Source organism: Micromonospora sp. BQ32 (assembly GCF_059358895.1).
On sequence record NZ_JCADBI010000002.1, the window covers coordinates 318,294 to 334,428 of the forward strand.

14 protein-coding genes and 2 pseudogenes are annotated in these 16,135 nt (G+C 72.3%); 13 read left to right on the forward strand and 3 right to left on the reverse strand.

Going from position 1 to position 16,135, the window contains the following annotated elements:
- Positions 1-313: 313 nt before the first annotated feature.
- The 10 genes and pseudogenes from AC5L30_RS05035 to AC5L30_RS05080 all read left to right on the forward strand — a co-directional run.
- Entirely contained in the window at positions 314-1,501 is a 1,188-nt protein-coding gene (locus AC5L30_RS05035) for a serine hydrolase domain-containing protein (RefSeq protein ID WP_494865688.1), read from the forward strand.
- Positions 1,502-1,612: 111 nt separating this feature from the next.
- The gene (locus tag AC5L30_RS05040) at positions 1,613-2,167 is read left to right on the forward strand and encodes an RNA polymerase sigma factor (protein ID WP_494865689.1); all 555 of its coding nucleotides are present in this window, start codon (positions 1,613-1,615) and stop codon (positions 2,165-2,167) included.
- Positions 2,167-3,177 (forward strand): CU044_5270 family protein, encoded by a 1,011-nt coding sequence (locus tag AC5L30_RS05045; RefSeq protein WP_494865691.1) that lies wholly within the window; start codon positions 2,167-2,169, stop codon positions 3,175-3,177. Before AC5L30_RS05040 ends, AC5L30_RS05045 begins: the two co-directional genes overlap by 1 nt.
- 219 nt (positions 3,178-3,396) lie before the next feature.
- On the forward strand, positions 3,397-4,500 hold the full coding sequence (gene ssd / locus AC5L30_RS05050) for a septum site-determining protein Ssd (RefSeq protein WP_494865693.1): 1,104 nt from the start codon (positions 3,397-3,399) through the stop codon (positions 4,498-4,500).
- Positions 4,497-5,707 (forward strand): annotated as a pseudogene (locus AC5L30_RS05055) (TadA family conjugal transfer-associated ATPase). The gene ssd and the pseudogene AC5L30_RS05055 overlap by 4 nt, the downstream one beginning before the upstream one ends.
- A complete protein-coding gene (locus AC5L30_RS05060) occupies positions 5,704-6,984 on the forward strand; it encodes a hypothetical protein (protein WP_494865695.1) in 1,281 nt (426 codons plus the stop codon). The pseudogene AC5L30_RS05055 and the gene AC5L30_RS05060 overlap by 4 nt, the downstream one beginning before the upstream one ends.
- 200 nt (positions 6,985-7,184) lie before the next feature.
- Positions 7,185-7,769 (forward strand): type II secretion system F family protein, encoded by a 585-nt coding sequence (locus AC5L30_RS05065; RefSeq protein ID WP_494865697.1) that lies wholly within the window; start codon positions 7,185-7,187, stop codon positions 7,767-7,769.
- A gap of 22 nt (positions 7,770-7,791) precedes the next feature.
- The gene (locus tag AC5L30_RS05070) at positions 7,792-7,959 is read left to right on the forward strand and encodes a DUF4244 domain-containing protein (protein ID WP_151492073.1); all 168 of its coding nucleotides are present in this window, start codon (positions 7,792-7,794) and stop codon (positions 7,957-7,959) included.
- Between the two features lie 50 nt (positions 7,960-8,009).
- Positions 8,010-8,402, forward strand: a complete 393-nt coding sequence (locus AC5L30_RS05075) for a TadE family type IV pilus minor pilin (protein ID WP_494865699.1) — start codon at positions 8,010-8,012, stop codon at positions 8,400-8,402.
- A gap of 131 nt (positions 8,403-8,533) precedes the next feature.
- Positions 8,534-8,869, forward strand: a pseudogene (locus AC5L30_RS05080) (Rv3654c family TadE-like protein); the annotation flags it as partial.
- Between the two features lie 138 nt (positions 8,870-9,007).
- On the opposite strand, the gene AC5L30_RS05085 reads toward AC5L30_RS05080, so the two are convergent.
- From AC5L30_RS05085 to AC5L30_RS05095, 3 genes are all read right to left on the reverse strand, one after another.
- Positions 9,008-9,586: an LURP-one-related family protein gene (locus AC5L30_RS05085; RefSeq protein ID WP_494865701.1), complete on the reverse strand. Its 579-nt coding sequence runs from the start codon at positions 9,584-9,586 to the stop codon at positions 9,008-9,010.
- A gap of 162 nt (positions 9,587-9,748) precedes the next feature.
- Positions 9,749-9,958, reverse strand: a complete 210-nt coding sequence (locus tag AC5L30_RS05090) for a hypothetical protein (protein WP_030334221.1) — start codon at positions 9,956-9,958, stop codon at positions 9,749-9,751.
- A gap of 99 nt (positions 9,959-10,057) precedes the next feature.
- Complete coding sequence (locus tag AC5L30_RS05095; RefSeq protein ID WP_494866079.1) at positions 10,058-12,430, reverse strand: DEAD/DEAH box helicase; 2,373 nt, start codon at positions 12,428-12,430, stop codon at positions 10,058-10,060.
- 188 nt (positions 12,431-12,618) lie between these two features.
- Here AC5L30_RS05095 and AC5L30_RS05100 point away from each other — a divergent pair, with 188 nt between their 5' ends.
- The 3 genes from AC5L30_RS05100 (at position 12,619) to AC5L30_RS05110 (ending at position 16,086) form a co-directional block, all read left to right on the forward strand.
- Entirely contained in the window at positions 12,619-12,975 is a 357-nt protein-coding gene (locus AC5L30_RS05100; RefSeq protein ID WP_494865704.1) for an STAS domain-containing protein, read from the forward strand.
- Positions 12,972-13,409 carry an ATP-binding protein gene (locus AC5L30_RS05105; RefSeq protein WP_238668803.1) on the forward strand — a complete coding sequence of 146 codons (438 nt, stop codon included), beginning with the start codon at positions 12,972-12,974 and terminating at the stop codon, positions 13,407-13,409. The genes AC5L30_RS05100 and AC5L30_RS05105 overlap by 4 nt, the downstream gene beginning before the upstream one ends.
- Positions 13,410-13,725: 316 nt before the next feature.
- Positions 13,726-16,086: a sodium-translocating pyrophosphatase gene (locus AC5L30_RS05110; protein WP_494865706.1), complete on the forward strand. Its 2,361-nt coding sequence runs from the start codon at positions 13,726-13,728 to the stop codon at positions 16,084-16,086.
- The last annotated feature ends 49 nt before the right edge of the window (positions 16,087-16,135 follow it).

A 16,135-nucleotide genomic window follows, 5' to 3' on the forward strand; every position in this document is an offset into this window, starting at 1 on the left:
GCAGCGCGAGCGTTGAGGAGGGCCGAACTCGGACGCAACGAACAAGGCCCGGCCCCTGCTCTCTGACGCGGGCCACCACTACTCGACAGCAGACGCCAGCCTGAGACCGCATCCCCCGGCGGGGTTGTCCCTTTTCACGGGAGCCGGCCACCGCAAAGGGTACTGGGCAACACGAGCCTCGCTCGTGCGATGAAGCGGCTGCTGCCGATGAGCAGTACCGCTCGGGCGGGGTCCCCTCCCCACCTCGTCGCGGACGGTGCGACCGCCGCCTGCCGTGTAATTTGCCAAACGGGACGAGCTGAGGAGGACACAGGTGGCTGGCGGCTTCTCGTCGAAACGGCTGGCCCGGGTGCGGGGGTTCCTTGAGCACCACGTCGAGTCCGGCTTCGTTCCGGGCATGGTGGCCGTCCTCGCCCGGCACGGCGAGGTGCACATCGAGGCGACGGGCCAGCTCGCGTTCGAGGGCCCTGGGTCGCAGACGCCGATGGCGGCCGACACGATCTGTCGCCTCGGCTCGATGACGAAACCGATCGTCGCCGTGTGTGCGATGACCCTCGTCGAGGACTGCACCCTTCGCCTCGACGATCCTGTCGACGATCTCCTCCCGGAGTTGGCGGGCATGACCGTGCTCGCCGATCCCCACGGTCCACTGGATGACACCGTCCCGGCGAAACGCCCGATAACGCTGCGGGACGTCCTGGACGGCACCCTTGGCACCGGCATGGTCCCCGCCGAACCGGGAACGGTGCCGATCGCCGACGCGCTGAACGCGCTCGAATATCCGTCGCCGGACGAGTGGATTCGCCAGCTCGGCGACCTTCCGCTCATCCACCAGCCAGGTGAGCGCTGGATGTACGACACCGCCGCCAACGTGATGGGCGTGCTCATCGCCCGGGCCACCGGCATGTCCTTCGGGGATGCCGTGCGCGAGCGGGTCTGCAAGCCGCTGGGGATGGCTGACACCGCCTTCAGCGTCGGTAGCGAGAGCATCGGCCGGTTCGCGACGGCGTACGAGCAGGACAACGACGCCACCGGCGAGCCGGTTGTCGAGGACGCTCCCGACGGGCGGTTCAGTCGACCGCGGATGTTCGAGTCCGGCGGCGGTGGTCTCGTCTCGACCGCCCAGGACTACCTGGCCTTCGCCTCGGCGCTGCTTGCCAGCGGCGCCCACGGCGGCGAGCGGGTGCTGTCGCGGCCGGCGGTGACGCTGATGACGAGCGACCACCTGACCCCGACGCAGAAGGCCGTCTCCGGGTTCTGGCCCGGCTACTTCGACGCCATCAGCTGGGGTTTCGGAATGTCGGTCCGGACCCGCCGCACGCACCTCGGGCCCTCGGTCGGCAGCTACGGTTGGCCCGGCTTCTACGGCACCGCCTGGTACAACGATCCCGCCGAGGACCTGACGACGATCGTGTTCATGCAGCGGGCGCACGCGGGCGACCAGCGGCTGCCGATGTGGCACGACTTCTGGACCACCGTCTACCAGGCGATCGACGACTGACCGCAGCGCTCGTTTTTCCGCCGGGCGGCACCCGCCTTCGGCCGCCCGGTAATCCCGGGGCCCTCAGCGACACAAGCCAGTGTGAGAGTCGCCGAGGCAATGGGGGTTCGGGTGGGTCCACCGAGAAAGCGGGACGAGGGCTGGTTCACCAGCCTCTACGCCGCCGAGTACGAGCACATAGTCCGATACGGCCTGCGCCGACTCGCTGACCGGGATGCGTCCGCGGAGCTTGCCCAGGAGGTCTTCGTCGTCGCCTGGCGTCGCCGCGCCGAGGTGCCGGAGCGCAGCCTGCCCTGGCTGTACGGGGTGGCCCGGCGCCTCCTGGCGAACCAGTGGCGGTCGCGACGCAGCGCACCGGACCTCCTCTCGATCACCGACGTCGACCTTGAGCGACTGGCCGGATCGTCGGGTGCCGACACGAGCGTCGGGGTCGCCGACATCTGGACTGCTCTGGCCAACCTCAACGACCTCGACCAGGAAATCCTCCGGCTGGTCGGCTGGGAGGAGCTGACGGTGTCCGAGGCGGCCAAGGTGCTCGGTTGCACCAGGGCGACCACAGCAGTGCGCCTGCATCGCGCCCGCCGCCGTCTTGCCGAAGCGATGTCGGGCCGGCCCGCGCAGGCCCGGCGCAGCCCGGTGTTGGTGACTATTCGAGAGGATCTGTGATGTTCGGAGCAGAGCGAACCCGTACTCTTCTCGGACCGGCCGACCCGGCCCGGAACGCCGCCGTCGGGCCACCGCTGGTCTCGGCGCGCGAGCTGATCGACCGCGCCGAGGCTACCGAGACCGTGGTCGGGCGTCGTCGCGTACGCCCGACCCGCCGGCTGGTCCTGACGGCCGGCACGCTGGCGGTCGCGGTCGGCGCCGTGGCAGTGCTCCAGCCGTTCGGCGGGCCCGCACCGGACGTCCCGGGTGGGCCTGGAAACGCAGCGGGTTTGGTGCTCGTGCCGGTCGCGTACCAGTTCGACGCGGATCCGCCGGCCGCCGGCCCGCAGCTGCGCATGCTGGCCGACAAGATCAAAGACGCCGTGTACGACCACCAGAGCGGGCGCTACATGTATCACCACACGAAGGTGTGGGGCGATCCGGTGATGACCTCCGCCGACGGTCGCCATCACGTCGCCTTCGCCGGGGCCTCCAAGGTCTGGCAGGCCGCAGACGGGACCGGCAGTCAGATCAACACCCAGTTGGAGCCGCAGTACCCCGACCAGGAGTCCCGGGACTACTGGCAGCGAGATGTCGATTCGCGTCCGGCGGCCGTGGGCACCCCTGCCCCGGCCATGATTCCGCTGCCGCCGCAGGAACTCAGGCCACCGTCGGCCGTCCCGTCCGAGCTGCGGAAGTTGCTGAAGGTCGAGTACGGCGCGGGGGCGGCGAGCAAGGAGGTCAGCACGCTCTATGGCAAGTACGTCGTGCCGCGTGCGACCCGAGCGGCGGTCCTGCGGGTCCTCGCCGACGTGCCCGGCTTCCGCTGGCGGGGGCAGGTCACGGACCGCGCCGGCCGAGATGGAGTCGCCGTCACCTTCGACGACCGCGAACACGACGCGCAGTCTCTTCTGATCTTCGATCCGAGGACGGGCGAATTGCTCGCCGATGAGCGGTTGACGCTGTCGCCCGTGCGGATCAGCTCGTACAAGGTGATCCTCGATACCGCCTGGACCGACCGGGTCGGCTGACCGCCGACGTGCGAGGCCGCTCCTTCCGGGAGCGGCCTCGCTGTTTTCCGGCAGCGGCAGTAGCTGCGGAGTTGTCCGTGCTCGTAGCAGATCAACTGTCTCGGCGGGAGTTGTCCACAGCCCACCAGGTTGTCCACAGGCGACCACATCCGGACGGTCCGTGGGGCGGATTCCGAGCACTGTCGGCGGCATAACACTGCCCGACCGCTGGAGGCCGCGATGCCACCCCGTACCACGGTTCCGCCGATCCGCCGGCTCCCGCTTGTCGTCACCGGCGACGACGACCTGCTCGATGATGTGCTCCGGCTCGCCGCTGTCGGCGGGACCGAGGTGGAGCTCGCCCGCGACCCAGCGGCTGCCCGTACCCGTTGGCTGCCCGCACCCCTGGTGCTGCTCGGCGCCGATCAGGCGCAGGCGTGTCTGCGCGCCCGGTTGCCGCAGCGGCCCCGGCTGGTGCTGGTCGGCCGGGCCGGGCAGCTCGACCCGGGCTGGCAGATCGCCGAGCTGATCGGGGCCGAGCACGTCGCCATGCTGCCGGCCGCGGAGCCGTGGCTGGTGGATCGGTTCGCCGAGCATGACCCGGACCGTCCGACCGGCGTCGGTGGCCGGGTCGTCGCGGTCCTCGGTGGTCGGGGCGGTGCGGGCGCGAGTGTGCTCGCCGGTGGTCTTGCGGTGACCGCCGCCCGGGCCCGGCTGCGCACTCTCCTGATCGACGCCGACCCGCTCGGTGGTGGCCTCGACCTCGTGCTGGGCTGGGAGCAGTTGGAAGGACTGCGCTGGCCGTCGCTCACCAGCGCCGACGGGCGGGTGGATGCCCCGGCGCTGGTGCAGGCCCTGCCCAGCCGCGGTGATCTCGTGGTGCTCTCCTGGGACCGCGGCGAGATGCTGGCGTTGCCCGCGACGGCGATGGCGGCGACCGTCGACGCGGCCCAGCGTGGGCGGGACTTCGTGGTGACCGACCTGCCCCGACAGTTGGACGACGCGGCCGTGGTGGCGCTGCAAGCCGCCGACCAGGCGTTCGTCGTCGTACCGGCCGAGTTGCGCGCCACCGCGGCGGCCACTCGGGTGGTGGCCGCGGCCGCCCCGCACTGTGCTGCGCTCTCGGTAGTGGTGCGCGGGCCCGCCCCGGGGCGGCTGCGGGCCACCGAGGTGGCACGCGCGCTGGGCCTTCCCCTGGCCGGCACGCTGCGTCCCGAGCCAGGGCTCTGCCGCGGGCTGGAGCGGGGCGAGGCGCCGGCCGCCGGGGGCAAGGGCCCATTGGCCGCACTCTGCCAGCGGATCGTCACCGACCTCACCGGCGTGCCGGCTACGGGTGCGGCATGAGCGCCGGGCCGGAGGACGGCACGCTCGCCGCCCGGGTACGGCAGCGGATCGCCGCCGCCACCACCCCCGTCACCGCGGCGGCGATCGTCTCCGCGGTACGGGCCGAACCCACCGCCGCGGTGCTCGGCGACACGGCCATGCTGCGGATCGCCGACCGGGTGCGCGACGACCTCGTCGGCGCCGGGCCGCTGGCCCCGCTGCTCGCCGACCCGGAGGTCACCGACGTCCTCGTCAACGGCGCTCGGGTCTGGGTCGACCGCGGATCGGGGCTGCACCAGGTCGCTGTGCCGGTGGGGTCGGTGGAGGACGTCCGCCGGTTGGCGCAGCGACTGATCGCCAGTGCCGGGCGGCGGCTCGACGACGGCTCCCCGTACGCGGACGCGCGGCTTCCCGACGGCACCAGGCTGCACGCCGTGCTGCCACCGGTGGCGACCGAAGGTCCCTACCTGTCCCTGCGGACCTTCCGGCACCGCCCTTCACCCTCGACGAGTTGGTACGCCAGGGGACCGTGCCGCGACCGCTGGCACCACTGCTCGCCGCCGTCGTCGCGGCCCGCCTGGCGTACCTGGTGACCGGTGGCACTGGGTCGGGCAAGACGACCCTGCTCAACACCCTTCTCGGGATGGTGCCGGCCACCGAACGGATCGTGCTGGTGGAGGACGCCGCCGAGCTGCGCCCGGGGCACCCGCACGTGGTGGGGCTCCAGGCGCGTACCGCCAATGTGGAGGGAACGGGCGTGGTCAGCCTGGCGGACCTGGTCCGGCAGGCGTTACGGATGCGCCCCGACCGGCTGGTGGTTGGGGAGTGCCGGGGCGGTGAGGTGGTCGATCTGCTGGCCGCGCTCAACACCGGCCACGACGGGGGTGCCGGCACGCTGCACGCCAACACACCGTCGGACGTGCCAGCCCGGCTTGAGGCCCTGGGCATGTTGGGTGGGCTGCCTCGCGCCGCGCTGCACGCTCAGGTTGCCGCCGCGTTGCAGGTGCTGTTCCAGGTACGACGTGGCGATCAGGGTCGCGTCCTGGAGTCGGTCTGCCTGCTGCTGCCCGAGGGGCCCGAACGGATGGTGACCGTGGTACCCGCCTGGGTGCGCGGCAGTGGGCTCGGCCTCGCCGCCCGTGCTCTCGGGGCGCTGCTGCGCGAGCGAGGGGTGCCGGTGCCGCCCATCCTCAGCGAACCGTGGCCCGGATCGGCGGGTCCGGAATGACCGGCGAGACGATGCTGGTGGCGGCGCTGCTCCTGGTCGCCGCCGCCCTGGTGGCCTGGCCCGTGCGGAGCGTTCGGGCCCGTCGACGTCGCGTGCTGATGCCGGGACGGAGGGGCGGCCACGTCGATCCGGATGACGCCCTGGTGCGGTGGATCAGGGAACTCGGTCGCCCGGTGGACGGGCCGACCGGTGCTGCCCCGACCTTGGGTCATTTGGTCGGTGTCGCTGACGAGCCGGGTAGCACCGCGGGCACCGGCGGCAGGCGGACGGCACTCGGCTGGCCCGACCGGGACGTCATCCGCAGCCCGAGGTGGCCGGGAACGGCAGGCGGGTTCAGGCGTCCGCAGGGCCCAACGCGCCCGCCAACCCGTCGAGATCCCCGACGCCCGACCGGCGCCGACGGGCCCGAGATGGCCACCGCCGTGCTCGGTCCAGCACAACGGCCCGCCGCGTCGGCGGCCACGAGCACGATAGGCGTCAGCGGTGCGGACGGTCGGCGCGACCTCTCCGGCCCGGCAACCGCCGCTGGGCACGGCGACCTGGACGTCGCCTGTCGGGGCGACGCGGCCGGTGTGACGGTGGTCGACGGGTGCGCGATCGCCGATTGCCCCGACCACGGGCGCGTCGACCCGACCGGCAGAACGCCGGGTACGCCGTCGGTGCGCGTCTCGCGATCGACGACCCGGGTGCTGCCGCTGGTCGGTCTGCTCGGCGGCGGTGTGGGTGCCGTGGTCGGCGGCCCGGTGGCCGCCGTCGCGGTGGCCGGGTACGGCACGCTGGCCGTGCGCGCCGCGCTGCGGTGGCGAGTGAACCGGAGCGCCGAGCGGGACCGGCGACGTGGGCTGGACCAGCTCTGCGGCCTGGCGGCGGATCTACGGGCCGGCCTGCCCGTCCCACACGCGCTCGAGGTTGCGGCCGTCGAGCGGGACGGGGCGAGCCGCCTACCTCAGCTGACCTCGGCGGCGGTGCGGTTGGCCGACCGGACCGGCGCGCCGCTGGCGGAGCTCCTGGAGCGGATCGAGGCGGACGCTCGGGCGACCGACCGGGGTCTGGCCGCAGCGGCGGCCCAGGCGGCCGGTGCCCGGGCCACCGCCTGGCTGCTGGCGGCGCTGCCGATCGGCGGGATCGGGCTCGGGTACGGCATCGGCGTCGACCCCCTGGCGGTGCTCCTGCACAGCACGGTGGGCGGGGCTTGCGCGGTCGCTGCGGTCGCCCTGCAGGTCGTGGGCCTCCTCTGGGCGGAACGGCTGAGCGCGACACCGGGACGGGCCGGATGACGCCCCGGAACCGAGCCGGCCAGCCCGACTCAGCCGGCCAGCCCGACTCAGCGAGCCAGCCCAGCGCAGCGAGCCAACGCAGCTCAGGCAGCCAGCCCGGCTCGGCGAGCCAACGCAGCTCGGCGAGCCAGCCCGGCTCGGCGAGCCAGCCCACCGCCGCGAGCCAGCCCACCGCCGCACATGGACGGCGGCGGCCGGACGTGATCCGGCTCGTGGCGGTGCTGGGTGGGCTCGCCGTGGCAATCGTCGTCGAGGGCTGGCCCGGGCTGCTCGGCGCTCTCCCGGCCGCGTTCCTGCTCGACGTCCTGCTGCGTCGGATCGAACCGCCCGCGGTGCGCAAGCGGAGACACCAGGAGGCCGCCGACCTGCCGCTCGCCGCCGACCTCCTGGCGGCGGCGATGCGGGCGGGTGCCCCGGTGGATCGCTCGGTGCTGGCCGTCGCCGAGGCGCTGGACGGGCCGCTCGCCGGCCGGTTGGCTCGGGTTGGTCGCACGCTGCTGCTGGGTGGTGGCCCAACGGAGGCATGGTCCGCCCTGGACGGGGTGCCCGGCGCGGAGCGGCTGACCGCGGCGGCGTTGCGCTCGGCCAACAGTGGTGCCGCCCTGGCCGGCGCACTGACCCGGCTCGCCGACGACCTGCGCGCCGACCGGGCCACCGCTGCCGAGGCATCGGCCCGCCGGGCGGGTGTGCTCATCGTCTTGCCGCTGGGGCTCTGCTTCCTGCCGGCGTTCATTCTCGCCGGACTCGTGCCGGTGATCGTCGCCGTTCTCGGCGATGTGCTCTGACCCATCGAGAAGGGAAACAGTCATGCGCAAACTCATCGGTCGCCTGCGCGGCGATGCCGGAATGAACACGGCCGAGTACGCCGTGGGCACGCTCGCCGCGGTCGCCTTCGCCGGGATCCTGTTGAAGGTGCTGACCTCCGGCAACGTCCAGTCGGCGCTGACCGCCGTCATCGACCGGGCACTGAAGTGATCGAGCGCCGGCGGGCCGGCCGCGACTCAGGGTCGAGCGTTTCCGGGCCGGTGGCACGCGGCGGGCGGAGACTTCGCGTCCCCGTACGGGCTGCTGGCGGGGACCGGGGGTCGTTCACCGCCGAACTGGCGGCCGGCCTGCCGGCGCTGCTCCTGCTCCTGCTGGCCGGTCTGACCGCGGTCAACGCCGTGAGCGCCCAGGCGGGCTGTCTGCACGCGGCCCGGGAGGCGGCGCTCGCCGCCGCCCGGGGCGCGGACGGCAGCGCGGAGGGCGGGCGTGCGGCGCCGCCGGGGGCGGCGGTGTCGGTGTCCGTCGACGGCGACCGAGCACAGGCGACGGTACGGGCACCTGTCCGGACGTTGGGTGGGCGGCTACCGCGGATCACCGTGGTCGCCACCGCCGTCGCAGCCCTCGAACCGGGCGCACACGAGGGGAGTTGGTAGTGCGACGAACCGGCGTCAGGTCACCCCGCTCCGGTCACGCACCGGCTGCCAGAGAGCTTGTTGATGGTGGGCAGGTCAGTTCGGTCTGCCCGGTTCCGTTCGCCGCGTCCAGCCAGCGGCCGGACCCCCAGCGAGGTGGGGCGACGGTTCTGCTGCTGGCGATGGGGCTCGTCTTCGTGGTGTTCGGAACGTTCGGCGCCGCCGTCGCCGCCGCCGCAATGGCGAGCCAGCGGGCGGCCGTAGCAGCGGATCTCGGCGCGCTGGCCGGGGCAGCCCGGGCGCTCGACGGTGACGCTGCGGCTTGCGCGTCCGCATCCGACCTGGCCGGTCGCAACGATGGCCGGCTGGTCGGCTGTCACCTCGACGGGTTGGACGTGCTGATCACAGTCGAGGTGGCGTTCACTCCATTACCCGGCCTGACCCGGGTGGCCGCGGCGAGCGCCCGTGCCGGCCCGGTGCGCGGCTGACCCTCGCGGCGGGCCTACGGCTTACCGGCCGGGACTGGTCGAGGTCCAGGTCCCGGCCGGCGGCCGAGGAGTGGGTGGCCGCGACGGCGACCGGTGAGGGGTCACCGCACCGCACCGCACTGGTCCGGGCCGGGTCTGTCAGCGGGCCTGGAGCGCGTCGAGGGCGACGGCCATCGCGATGACCAGACGGCGGTCGATCTGCGGGTTCTGCACCTCGACGACGTACTTGTCGCGCAGGCCCCACTTCTTGACCACGGTGAAGACCGGCTGGCCGTTTGCGGTGAAGTCGAAGTGGTACGGCAGCCAGGACAGCGAGTCGACGAATCGACGCAGCAGTGCCACCGGCATGCTTCGCTCCTGGCCGGTCACCTGCGGCAGGCCGGCCTGCTCGACGTGCCAGGTGGACCGCAGCAGCGACTGGGCGAAGTCCTTGCGGAACAGGCCGATCGGGTTGCCGGCCGCGTCGGTGACGTCGTACGTGGCACCGAGGTCGATGCGCTGGCGGGCCTTGAAGCCGAGCAGCGGCTGCTGCTTGGAGTCATCGGTGTAGATGGTCACCTGCTCCTTGAAGGCGAGCCGCTTCTGCTGCGCGAACGCCAGCAACTCACCCTCGGTGCCGTCCGGGGAGACCGCCCGGACCTCGTACTGGTTGACCATCATGCGCAGTCGCTGGCGGATGTGGAACTGGTGCTGACCCTGCAAGTTGTCGAGCTGCATGTGTACTCCTCTGGGGTTGGTGCGCCGGAGTCTCGCACAGCCCGACAAGTGCCGCCCCCTGCTGCCCATGATCAGTTGCTGCTGGGTAGCCGTCGAGGCCGTCGGACGACTACCCAGCACGGAGTGGTCACTGGTGCCCTTGCAGGACCACTCCGGGAAACCTCAGCGACTGTCGACGGAGGTCGCGGCCCGCAGCGCCCAGGTGTTGAGCACCTGGTGGATGCCGCGTAGCCGCTCGTTGATCTGTTCCAGCCGCTCCGCCTGGGCCAGGGCGGCCAGTGCCGACCCCAGCGCGATCTGCTGGTCGAGAGTGAGGTTGTCCTGGTCGATGGTGTAAAGCAGGTCGACGGTCTCGGCGATGGTGTCGGCCACAGCTTCTCCTCGGGCACGGGGGGCGATCAGCAACATTGGCATCGATGGAAGCGCTCCCACATCATTGTGCCCCGTGCCATGCCGATTCATGCAAGCTGCTCAGTGCGGCAGGTTCGTCAGCACCACGTCGAGCACCCGGATCGCGTCCGGCTTGGAGAGCGGGTTGTTGCCGTTGCCGCATTTCGGTGACTGCACGCAGGACGGGCAGCCGGTCTCGCAGCCGCACTCCGCGATCGCGTCCCGGGTGGCCCGCAGCCACGCCGCCGCCGTCCCGTACGCCCGCTCGGCGAACCCGGCGCCACCCGGATGCCCGTCGTAGACGAAGACGGTCGGCGCCTCGGTGTCCGGGTGCAGAGCCGTGGAGAGCCCACCGATGTCCCACCGGTCGCAGGTGGCCATCAGCGGCAGCAGGCCGATCGCGGCGTGTTCGGCGGCGTGCAGCGCACCCGGCACATCGGCCGGCTGGACCCCGGCGAGGGCCAGCGACTGTGGTGACAGGGTGAACCAGACCGCCACCGTGCGCAGCTCCCGGGTGGGCAGGTCCAGCGGCCGGGTGTCGATCACCTCGCCGGTGGCGATCCGCCGCCGCTGGTACGACACGACCTGGCTCGTCACGTCCACCTCGCCGAGGAACATGCCGACCGGCCCGGCGTCCACGTACGAGCGCACCGACACCACGGACAGGTCGGTGACGTCGCGGGCGTGGGTGGACCAGTCCGGCTCCTCGGCGCGCACCAGGGCGCACCCGTCAGCCAGGTCGAGCTGGTCGACCACGTACGACACGCCCTGGTGCAGGTAGACCGCGCCGGAGTGCAGCAGGAAATGCGAGGAGCCGCCGTCGACCGTGCCGAGCAGCCGGCCGGTCGACGACTCCACCACGGCGACCGGGGCGCCGCCCTCGCCGCGCAGGTCCACCTCGGGCCGCTCCCGGTGCCGCCAGTACCAACCGGTGGGCCGTTGCCGTAGCGCCCCCGCCGCGACCAGCTCGTCGACCGCCTCCTTCGCCCCCTCGCCGAAGAGCGCCAGGTCGGCCGGGGTGAGCGGTGCCTCCACCGCGGCGCAGGCGAGCTGTGGTGCCAGCACGTACGGGTTGGCCGGGTCGAGCACCGTCGCCTCCACCGGCGCGCCGAAGATCGCCTCCGGGTGGTGCACCAGGTAGGTGTCCAGGGGGTCGTCCCGGGCCACCAGCACCGCGAGGGCCTCCTGCCCGGAACGCCCGGCGCGGCCCGCCTGCTGCCACAGCGACGCCCGGGTGCCCGGGTAACCGCAGATCAGCACCGCGTCGAGCCCGACCAGGTCCACGCCCAGCTCCAGCGCGTTGGTCGAGGCCAGGCCGAGCAGGTCGCCGTGCAGCAGGGCCCGTTCCAGCTCGCGCCGCTCCTCCCGCAGGTAGCCGCCCCGGTAGGCGGCCACCCGGTCGCCGAGCCCCGGCACGGCGTCGTCCAGCGCTCGACGCGCGTTGGCGGCCACCACCTCGGCGCCCTTGCGGGAGCGGACGAACGCGAGGGTGCGTACCCCCTCGGCGACCGTGTCGGCGAGCAGGTCCGCGGTCTCGCGCAGCGCCGACCGGCGGATCTGGTGGAGTTCGTCGTGCTCGCCCGTCGCCTGCGGGGGCACCGGTGAAGAGGTCGACGAGTCGGGTGGCAGCAGCGGCGGCTCCCAGAGCGCGAAGGTCACCCCGCCACGGGGGGAGGCGTCCTCGGTGACCGCCGTCACCGGCAGGCCGGTCAGTCGCCCGGCCGCGGTGGCCGGGTCACCGGAGGTCGCCGAGGCGAGCACGAACACCGGGGTGGCCCCGAACCGGGCGCACTGCCGGCGCAGCCGACGCAGCACGTGCGCGACGTGCGAGCCGAACACGCCCCGGTAGGTGTGGCACTCGTCGATCACCACGTACGCGAGTCGGCGCAGGAAGCCGGACCACTGGGCGTGCCCGGGCAGGATGCCGTGGTGCAGCATGTCCGGGTTGGTCAGCACGAACCGGGAATGTCGGCGGATCCACTCCCGCTCGGTGCGCGGAGTGTCCCCGTCGTAGCAGGCGGGGCGTACCCCCTCCAGCTCCAGCGCGGCGACGGCGCGCAACTGGTCCGCGGCGAGCGCCTTGGTCGGCGCCAGGTAGAGCACGGTGGCCCGGGGGTCGGCGAGCAGGGTGGCCAGGGCCGGCAGCTGGTACGCCAGTGACTTGCCGGACGCGGTGCCGGTGGCGATGACCACGTGCTGGCCCTCGTACGCCAGATTGGCCGCCTCGGCCTGGTGCTGCCAGGGCGCGACCACGCCGCGCCGGGTGAACGCCGTGCGCAGTTCCGCCGGCGCCCACGACGGCCAGGGCGCGGGCACCCCGGCGCGGGCCGGCACCCGCTCGACGTGGGTGACCGGGTCGGCGGCGCCCCGGGCGCGCAGCCGGCGCAGCAGGTCAGCTGGCGCTGGCCCGGGGCCGGGACCAGCGGATACGGTGGCCGCGGACGACGACTCCAGGTCATGGCGCGGCGTGCGCCGCGCGGAGCTGAAGTCGTTGGAGGTCACGCCCTGCACTCTCGCACTGGTGTTCGGAGATGAAAAGTCGGACACCGGGGTAAGGGGAAGCCTCCGCTGGCGTCCGCAGGCCGCCCCGGCGGTAGTGGTTAGATGCCCACGAGAGTTTACGGCTCTGGCGAGGAGGACCGATGGAGCTGTCGCTGGCGACCCGCACCGTGGGCGAGCACACGGTGCTCGAGGTCGGTGGTGAGGTGGACGTCTACACCGCGCCCCGGCTCCGTGAACGACTCCTTGAACTGATCGACGGTGGTGCTCGTCACGTGGTGGTCGACCTCGGTCGGGTGGATTTCCTCGACTCCACCGGGCTGGGCGTGCTGGTCGGCGCGCTCAAGCGGCTCCGCGCGGCCGGCGGTTCGTTCGCGCTGGTCTGCGACAAGGAGCCGCTGCTCAAGATCTTCCGGATCACCGCGCTGGACCAGGTGTTTCCGCTGCACCCGACGGTCGACGCGGCGATCAGCGCCGACTCGGCGGGCGCCGGCGCGTGATGGCGACAGTCAAGCTCTCGTTCTCGCCCGCTCCGGTGCACGTGCGCACCGCCCGCCTGGTCGGCGTCGCCGTCGCCCGGCGGGCCGGGGTCCGGGAGGAGCTGTTGGACGAGGTGCGCCTGGCCATCGGTGAGGCGTGCACCCGCGCGGTGGCCCTGCACCGGCAGTACGGCCTGGCCGACCCGGTGCTGGTGGAGATGTCCGACGGTGGCTCGTACGCCGTGCGGGTGGTGGACCGGGCGCCGATCGAGGCGGGCATCGGTCTGACCGCGCTGCCGCCGGACGAGCTGGCCAACGAGTCGCTGACCGACGAGGCGCTGACCACCGGCGTCGGCTTCGCGCTGCTCGCCGGCTTCGTCGAGGACCTGCAGGTGCGCCCGGTCGACGAGGGCATCGGCACCGAGGTGCGGATGGTGTGGCCGGTCGGCCGCTGACCACTTCCGCTGCGTAGGCCGTGTCCCCTGCTGGGGATGCGGCCTTCTTCGCATGGATCGGGCCCTATATCAGATTTCGTTTCATAACACAGCGACGAAGATCATCGCGACACGGTGCCACCTGGATGTGACCTCCAACACTGCGGAGGGCTACAGTACCCGGGTTGTCAGCAAGTGACCCAGCCCGCAGCCAGCGGGTATGGGTGGTCATCGCTGGTCCGCTGGTGGGTTGGCGCGCGCTTGCGAGTCCGCATCCAGGCGTCGGTCAGTGCGTCTCCACTCACCGGCGCGATTGTTCGGTAACAGGAGGACACAGATGTCCGAGACCTTGGCCGCCGACGGCGGCGGGCTTTCCCTTACCGGAAGCAATGTCACCTACGTCGTCATCGCCGCGGTTGTCGCGCTGGTGGCGCTCGGTTTCGCTGCCGCCCTCACAAAAACGGTGCTGGCGGCTGGTAAGGGCACCGAGAAAATGCAGGAGATCTCGGGGGCGGTCCAGGAGGGCGCCTCGGCCTACCTGCTCCGCCAATTCCGCACCCTGGCGATCTTCGTCGTCGTCGCCGTCGTGCTGCTCTTCCTGCTTCCGGTGCACGACACCGATGGCAGTGAACTCGCGGTGAAGATCGGCCGCTCACTCTTCTTCGTGGTGGGCGCTCTGTTCAGCGCGTTCATCGGCGGCGCGGGCATGTGGCTGGCCACCAGAGCCAACCTGCGGGTGGCCGCCGCCGCGAGGGAGCGAGCGGGCGGCCGCGAGGCGGCCATGAAGATCGCTTTCCGGACCGGCGGCGTCGTCGGCTTCCTCACCGTCGGCCTCGGCCTCTTCGGTGCGGCGCTGGTCGTCCTGGTCTACCGGGGTGACGCGCCGACCGTGCTGGAGGGCTTCGGCTTCGGTGCCGCGCTGCTCGCGATGTTCATGCGGGTCGGCGGCGGCATCTTCACCAAGGCCGCCGACGTCGGTGCCGACCTGGTCGGCAAGGTCGAGCAGGGCATCCCCGAGGACGACCCGCGCAACGCCGCCACCATCGCCGACAACGTCGGCGACAACGTCGGTGACTGCGCCGGCATGGCCGCCGACCTGTTCGAGTCGTACGCGGTGACGCTGGTCGCCGCGCTGATCCTCGGCCGCGCCGCGTTCGGCGAGGAGGGCCTGGTCTTCCCGCTGATCATCTCCACCATCGGCGTGCTGATCGCGATCGTCGGCGTCTTCATCACCCGGCTGCGCGCGTCCGACCGCAGCGGCCTGACCGCGATCAACCGGGCGTTCTACCTGTCGGCGGTCCTCTCCGCGGTGCTGGTGGCGATCGCCGCCTACGCGTACCTGCCGGCGACCTTCGGCGAGTTCGACAGTGGCCTCACCGAGGCATCCGGCAACCCGCGGCTGGTGGCCATCGGCGCGGTGGTGATCGGCATCGTGCTGGCCGCCGCGATCCAGGCGCTGACCGGCTACTTCACCGAGACCAACCGGCGGCCGGTGCAGGACATCGGCAAGAGCTCGCAGACCGGTGCGGCGACCGTGATCCTGGCCGGCATCAGCATCGGTCTGGAGTCGGCGGTCTACTCGGCGCTGCTGATCGGCGCCGGCGTCTTCGGCGCCTTCCTCCTCGGCGGCAGCTCCATCACGCTGTCGCTGTTCGCGGTGGCACTGGCCGGCACCGGCCTGCTCACCACGGTCGGCGTGATCGTCGCTATGGACACCTTCGGGCCGATCTCCGACAACGCCCAGGGCATCGCCGAGATGTCCGGCGACATCGACGAGCACGGCGCTCGCACGCTGACCGAGTTGGACGCGGTCGGCAACACCACCAAGGCGATCACCAAGGGCATCGCGATCGCCACGGCGGTGCTCGCCGCGACCGCGCTGTTCGGCTCGTACACCGACACGCTCAGCAGCGCGTACGCGACGGCTGGCGTGAACGACGTCGGGACGGAGATCCTCAACTCGCTGAACGTGGCGAACCCGCGCAACCTGGTCGGCCTGATCATCGGTGCGGCGGTGGTCTTCCTCTTCTCCGGGCTGGCCATCAACGCGGTGTCCCGCTCGGCCGGCGCCGTGGTGATGGAGGTCCGCCGGCAGTTCCGTGAACTGCCCGGCATCATGGACGGCACCCAGCGCCCGGAGTACGGCAAGGTCGTCGACATCTGCACCCGGGACGCGCAGCGCGAGCTGATGACCCCCGGCCTGCTCGCCATCCTGGCGCCGATCGCGGTCGGCTTCGGCCTCGGGCCCGGCGCGCTCGCGGCGTACCTGGCCGGTGCGATCGGGGCCGGCACCCTGATGGCGGTGTTCCTGTCCAACTCCGGTGGGGCCTGGGACAACGCCAAGAAGCTGGTCGAGGACGGCGCGTACGGCGGCAAGGGCTCCGAGTCGCACGCCGCCACGGTCATCGGCGACACCGTCGGTGACCCGTTCAAGGACACCGCCGGTCCGGCGATCAACCCGCTGATCAAGGTGATGAACCTGGTCTCGCTGCTGATCGCTCCCGCCGTGGTGGCGTGGAGCGTCGGCGACGAGCGCAACGTCGGCCTGCGGGTCGGCATCGCCCTGGTCGCGACGCTGATCATCGTGGCGTCGGTGGTCTTCAGCAAGCGCAAGGGCATCGCGATGTCCGACTCGGACGCCGATGGCAACACCGGCGCGGGCAGCACCGATCACCGCCCGGAGACGGTCAACGCCTGATCCAGGACCAACCCGGGGTCCCCGGTCGACGTAGCGCGTCGACCGGGGA

Coding starts and splice junctions, on each gene's coding strand:
- AC5L30_RS05045 (WP_494865691.1), top strand. CDS start 2,167: ATGTTCGGAGCAGAGCGAACCCGTACTCTTCTCGGACCGGCCGACCCG.
- ssd (WP_494865693.1), top strand. CDS start 3,397: ATGCCACCCCGTACCACGGTTCCGCCGATCCGCCGGCTCCCGCTTGTC.
- AC5L30_RS05060 (WP_494865695.1), top strand. CDS start 5,704: ATGACCGGCGAGACGATGCTGGTGGCGGCGCTGCTCCTGGTCGCCGCC.
- AC5L30_RS05070 (WP_151492073.1), top strand. CDS start 7,792: ATGCGCAAACTCATCGGTCGCCTGCGCGGCGATGCCGGAATGAACACG.
- AC5L30_RS05085 (WP_494865701.1), bottom strand. CDS start 9,586: ATGCAGCTCGACAACTTGCAGGGTCAGCACCAGTTCCACATCCGCCAG.
- AC5L30_RS05100 (WP_494865704.1), top strand. CDS start 12,619: ATGGAGCTGTCGCTGGCGACCCGCACCGTGGGCGAGCACACGGTGCTC.
- AC5L30_RS05110 (WP_494865706.1), top strand. CDS start 13,726: ATGTCCGAGACCTTGGCCGCCGACGGCGGCGGGCTTTCCCTTACCGGA.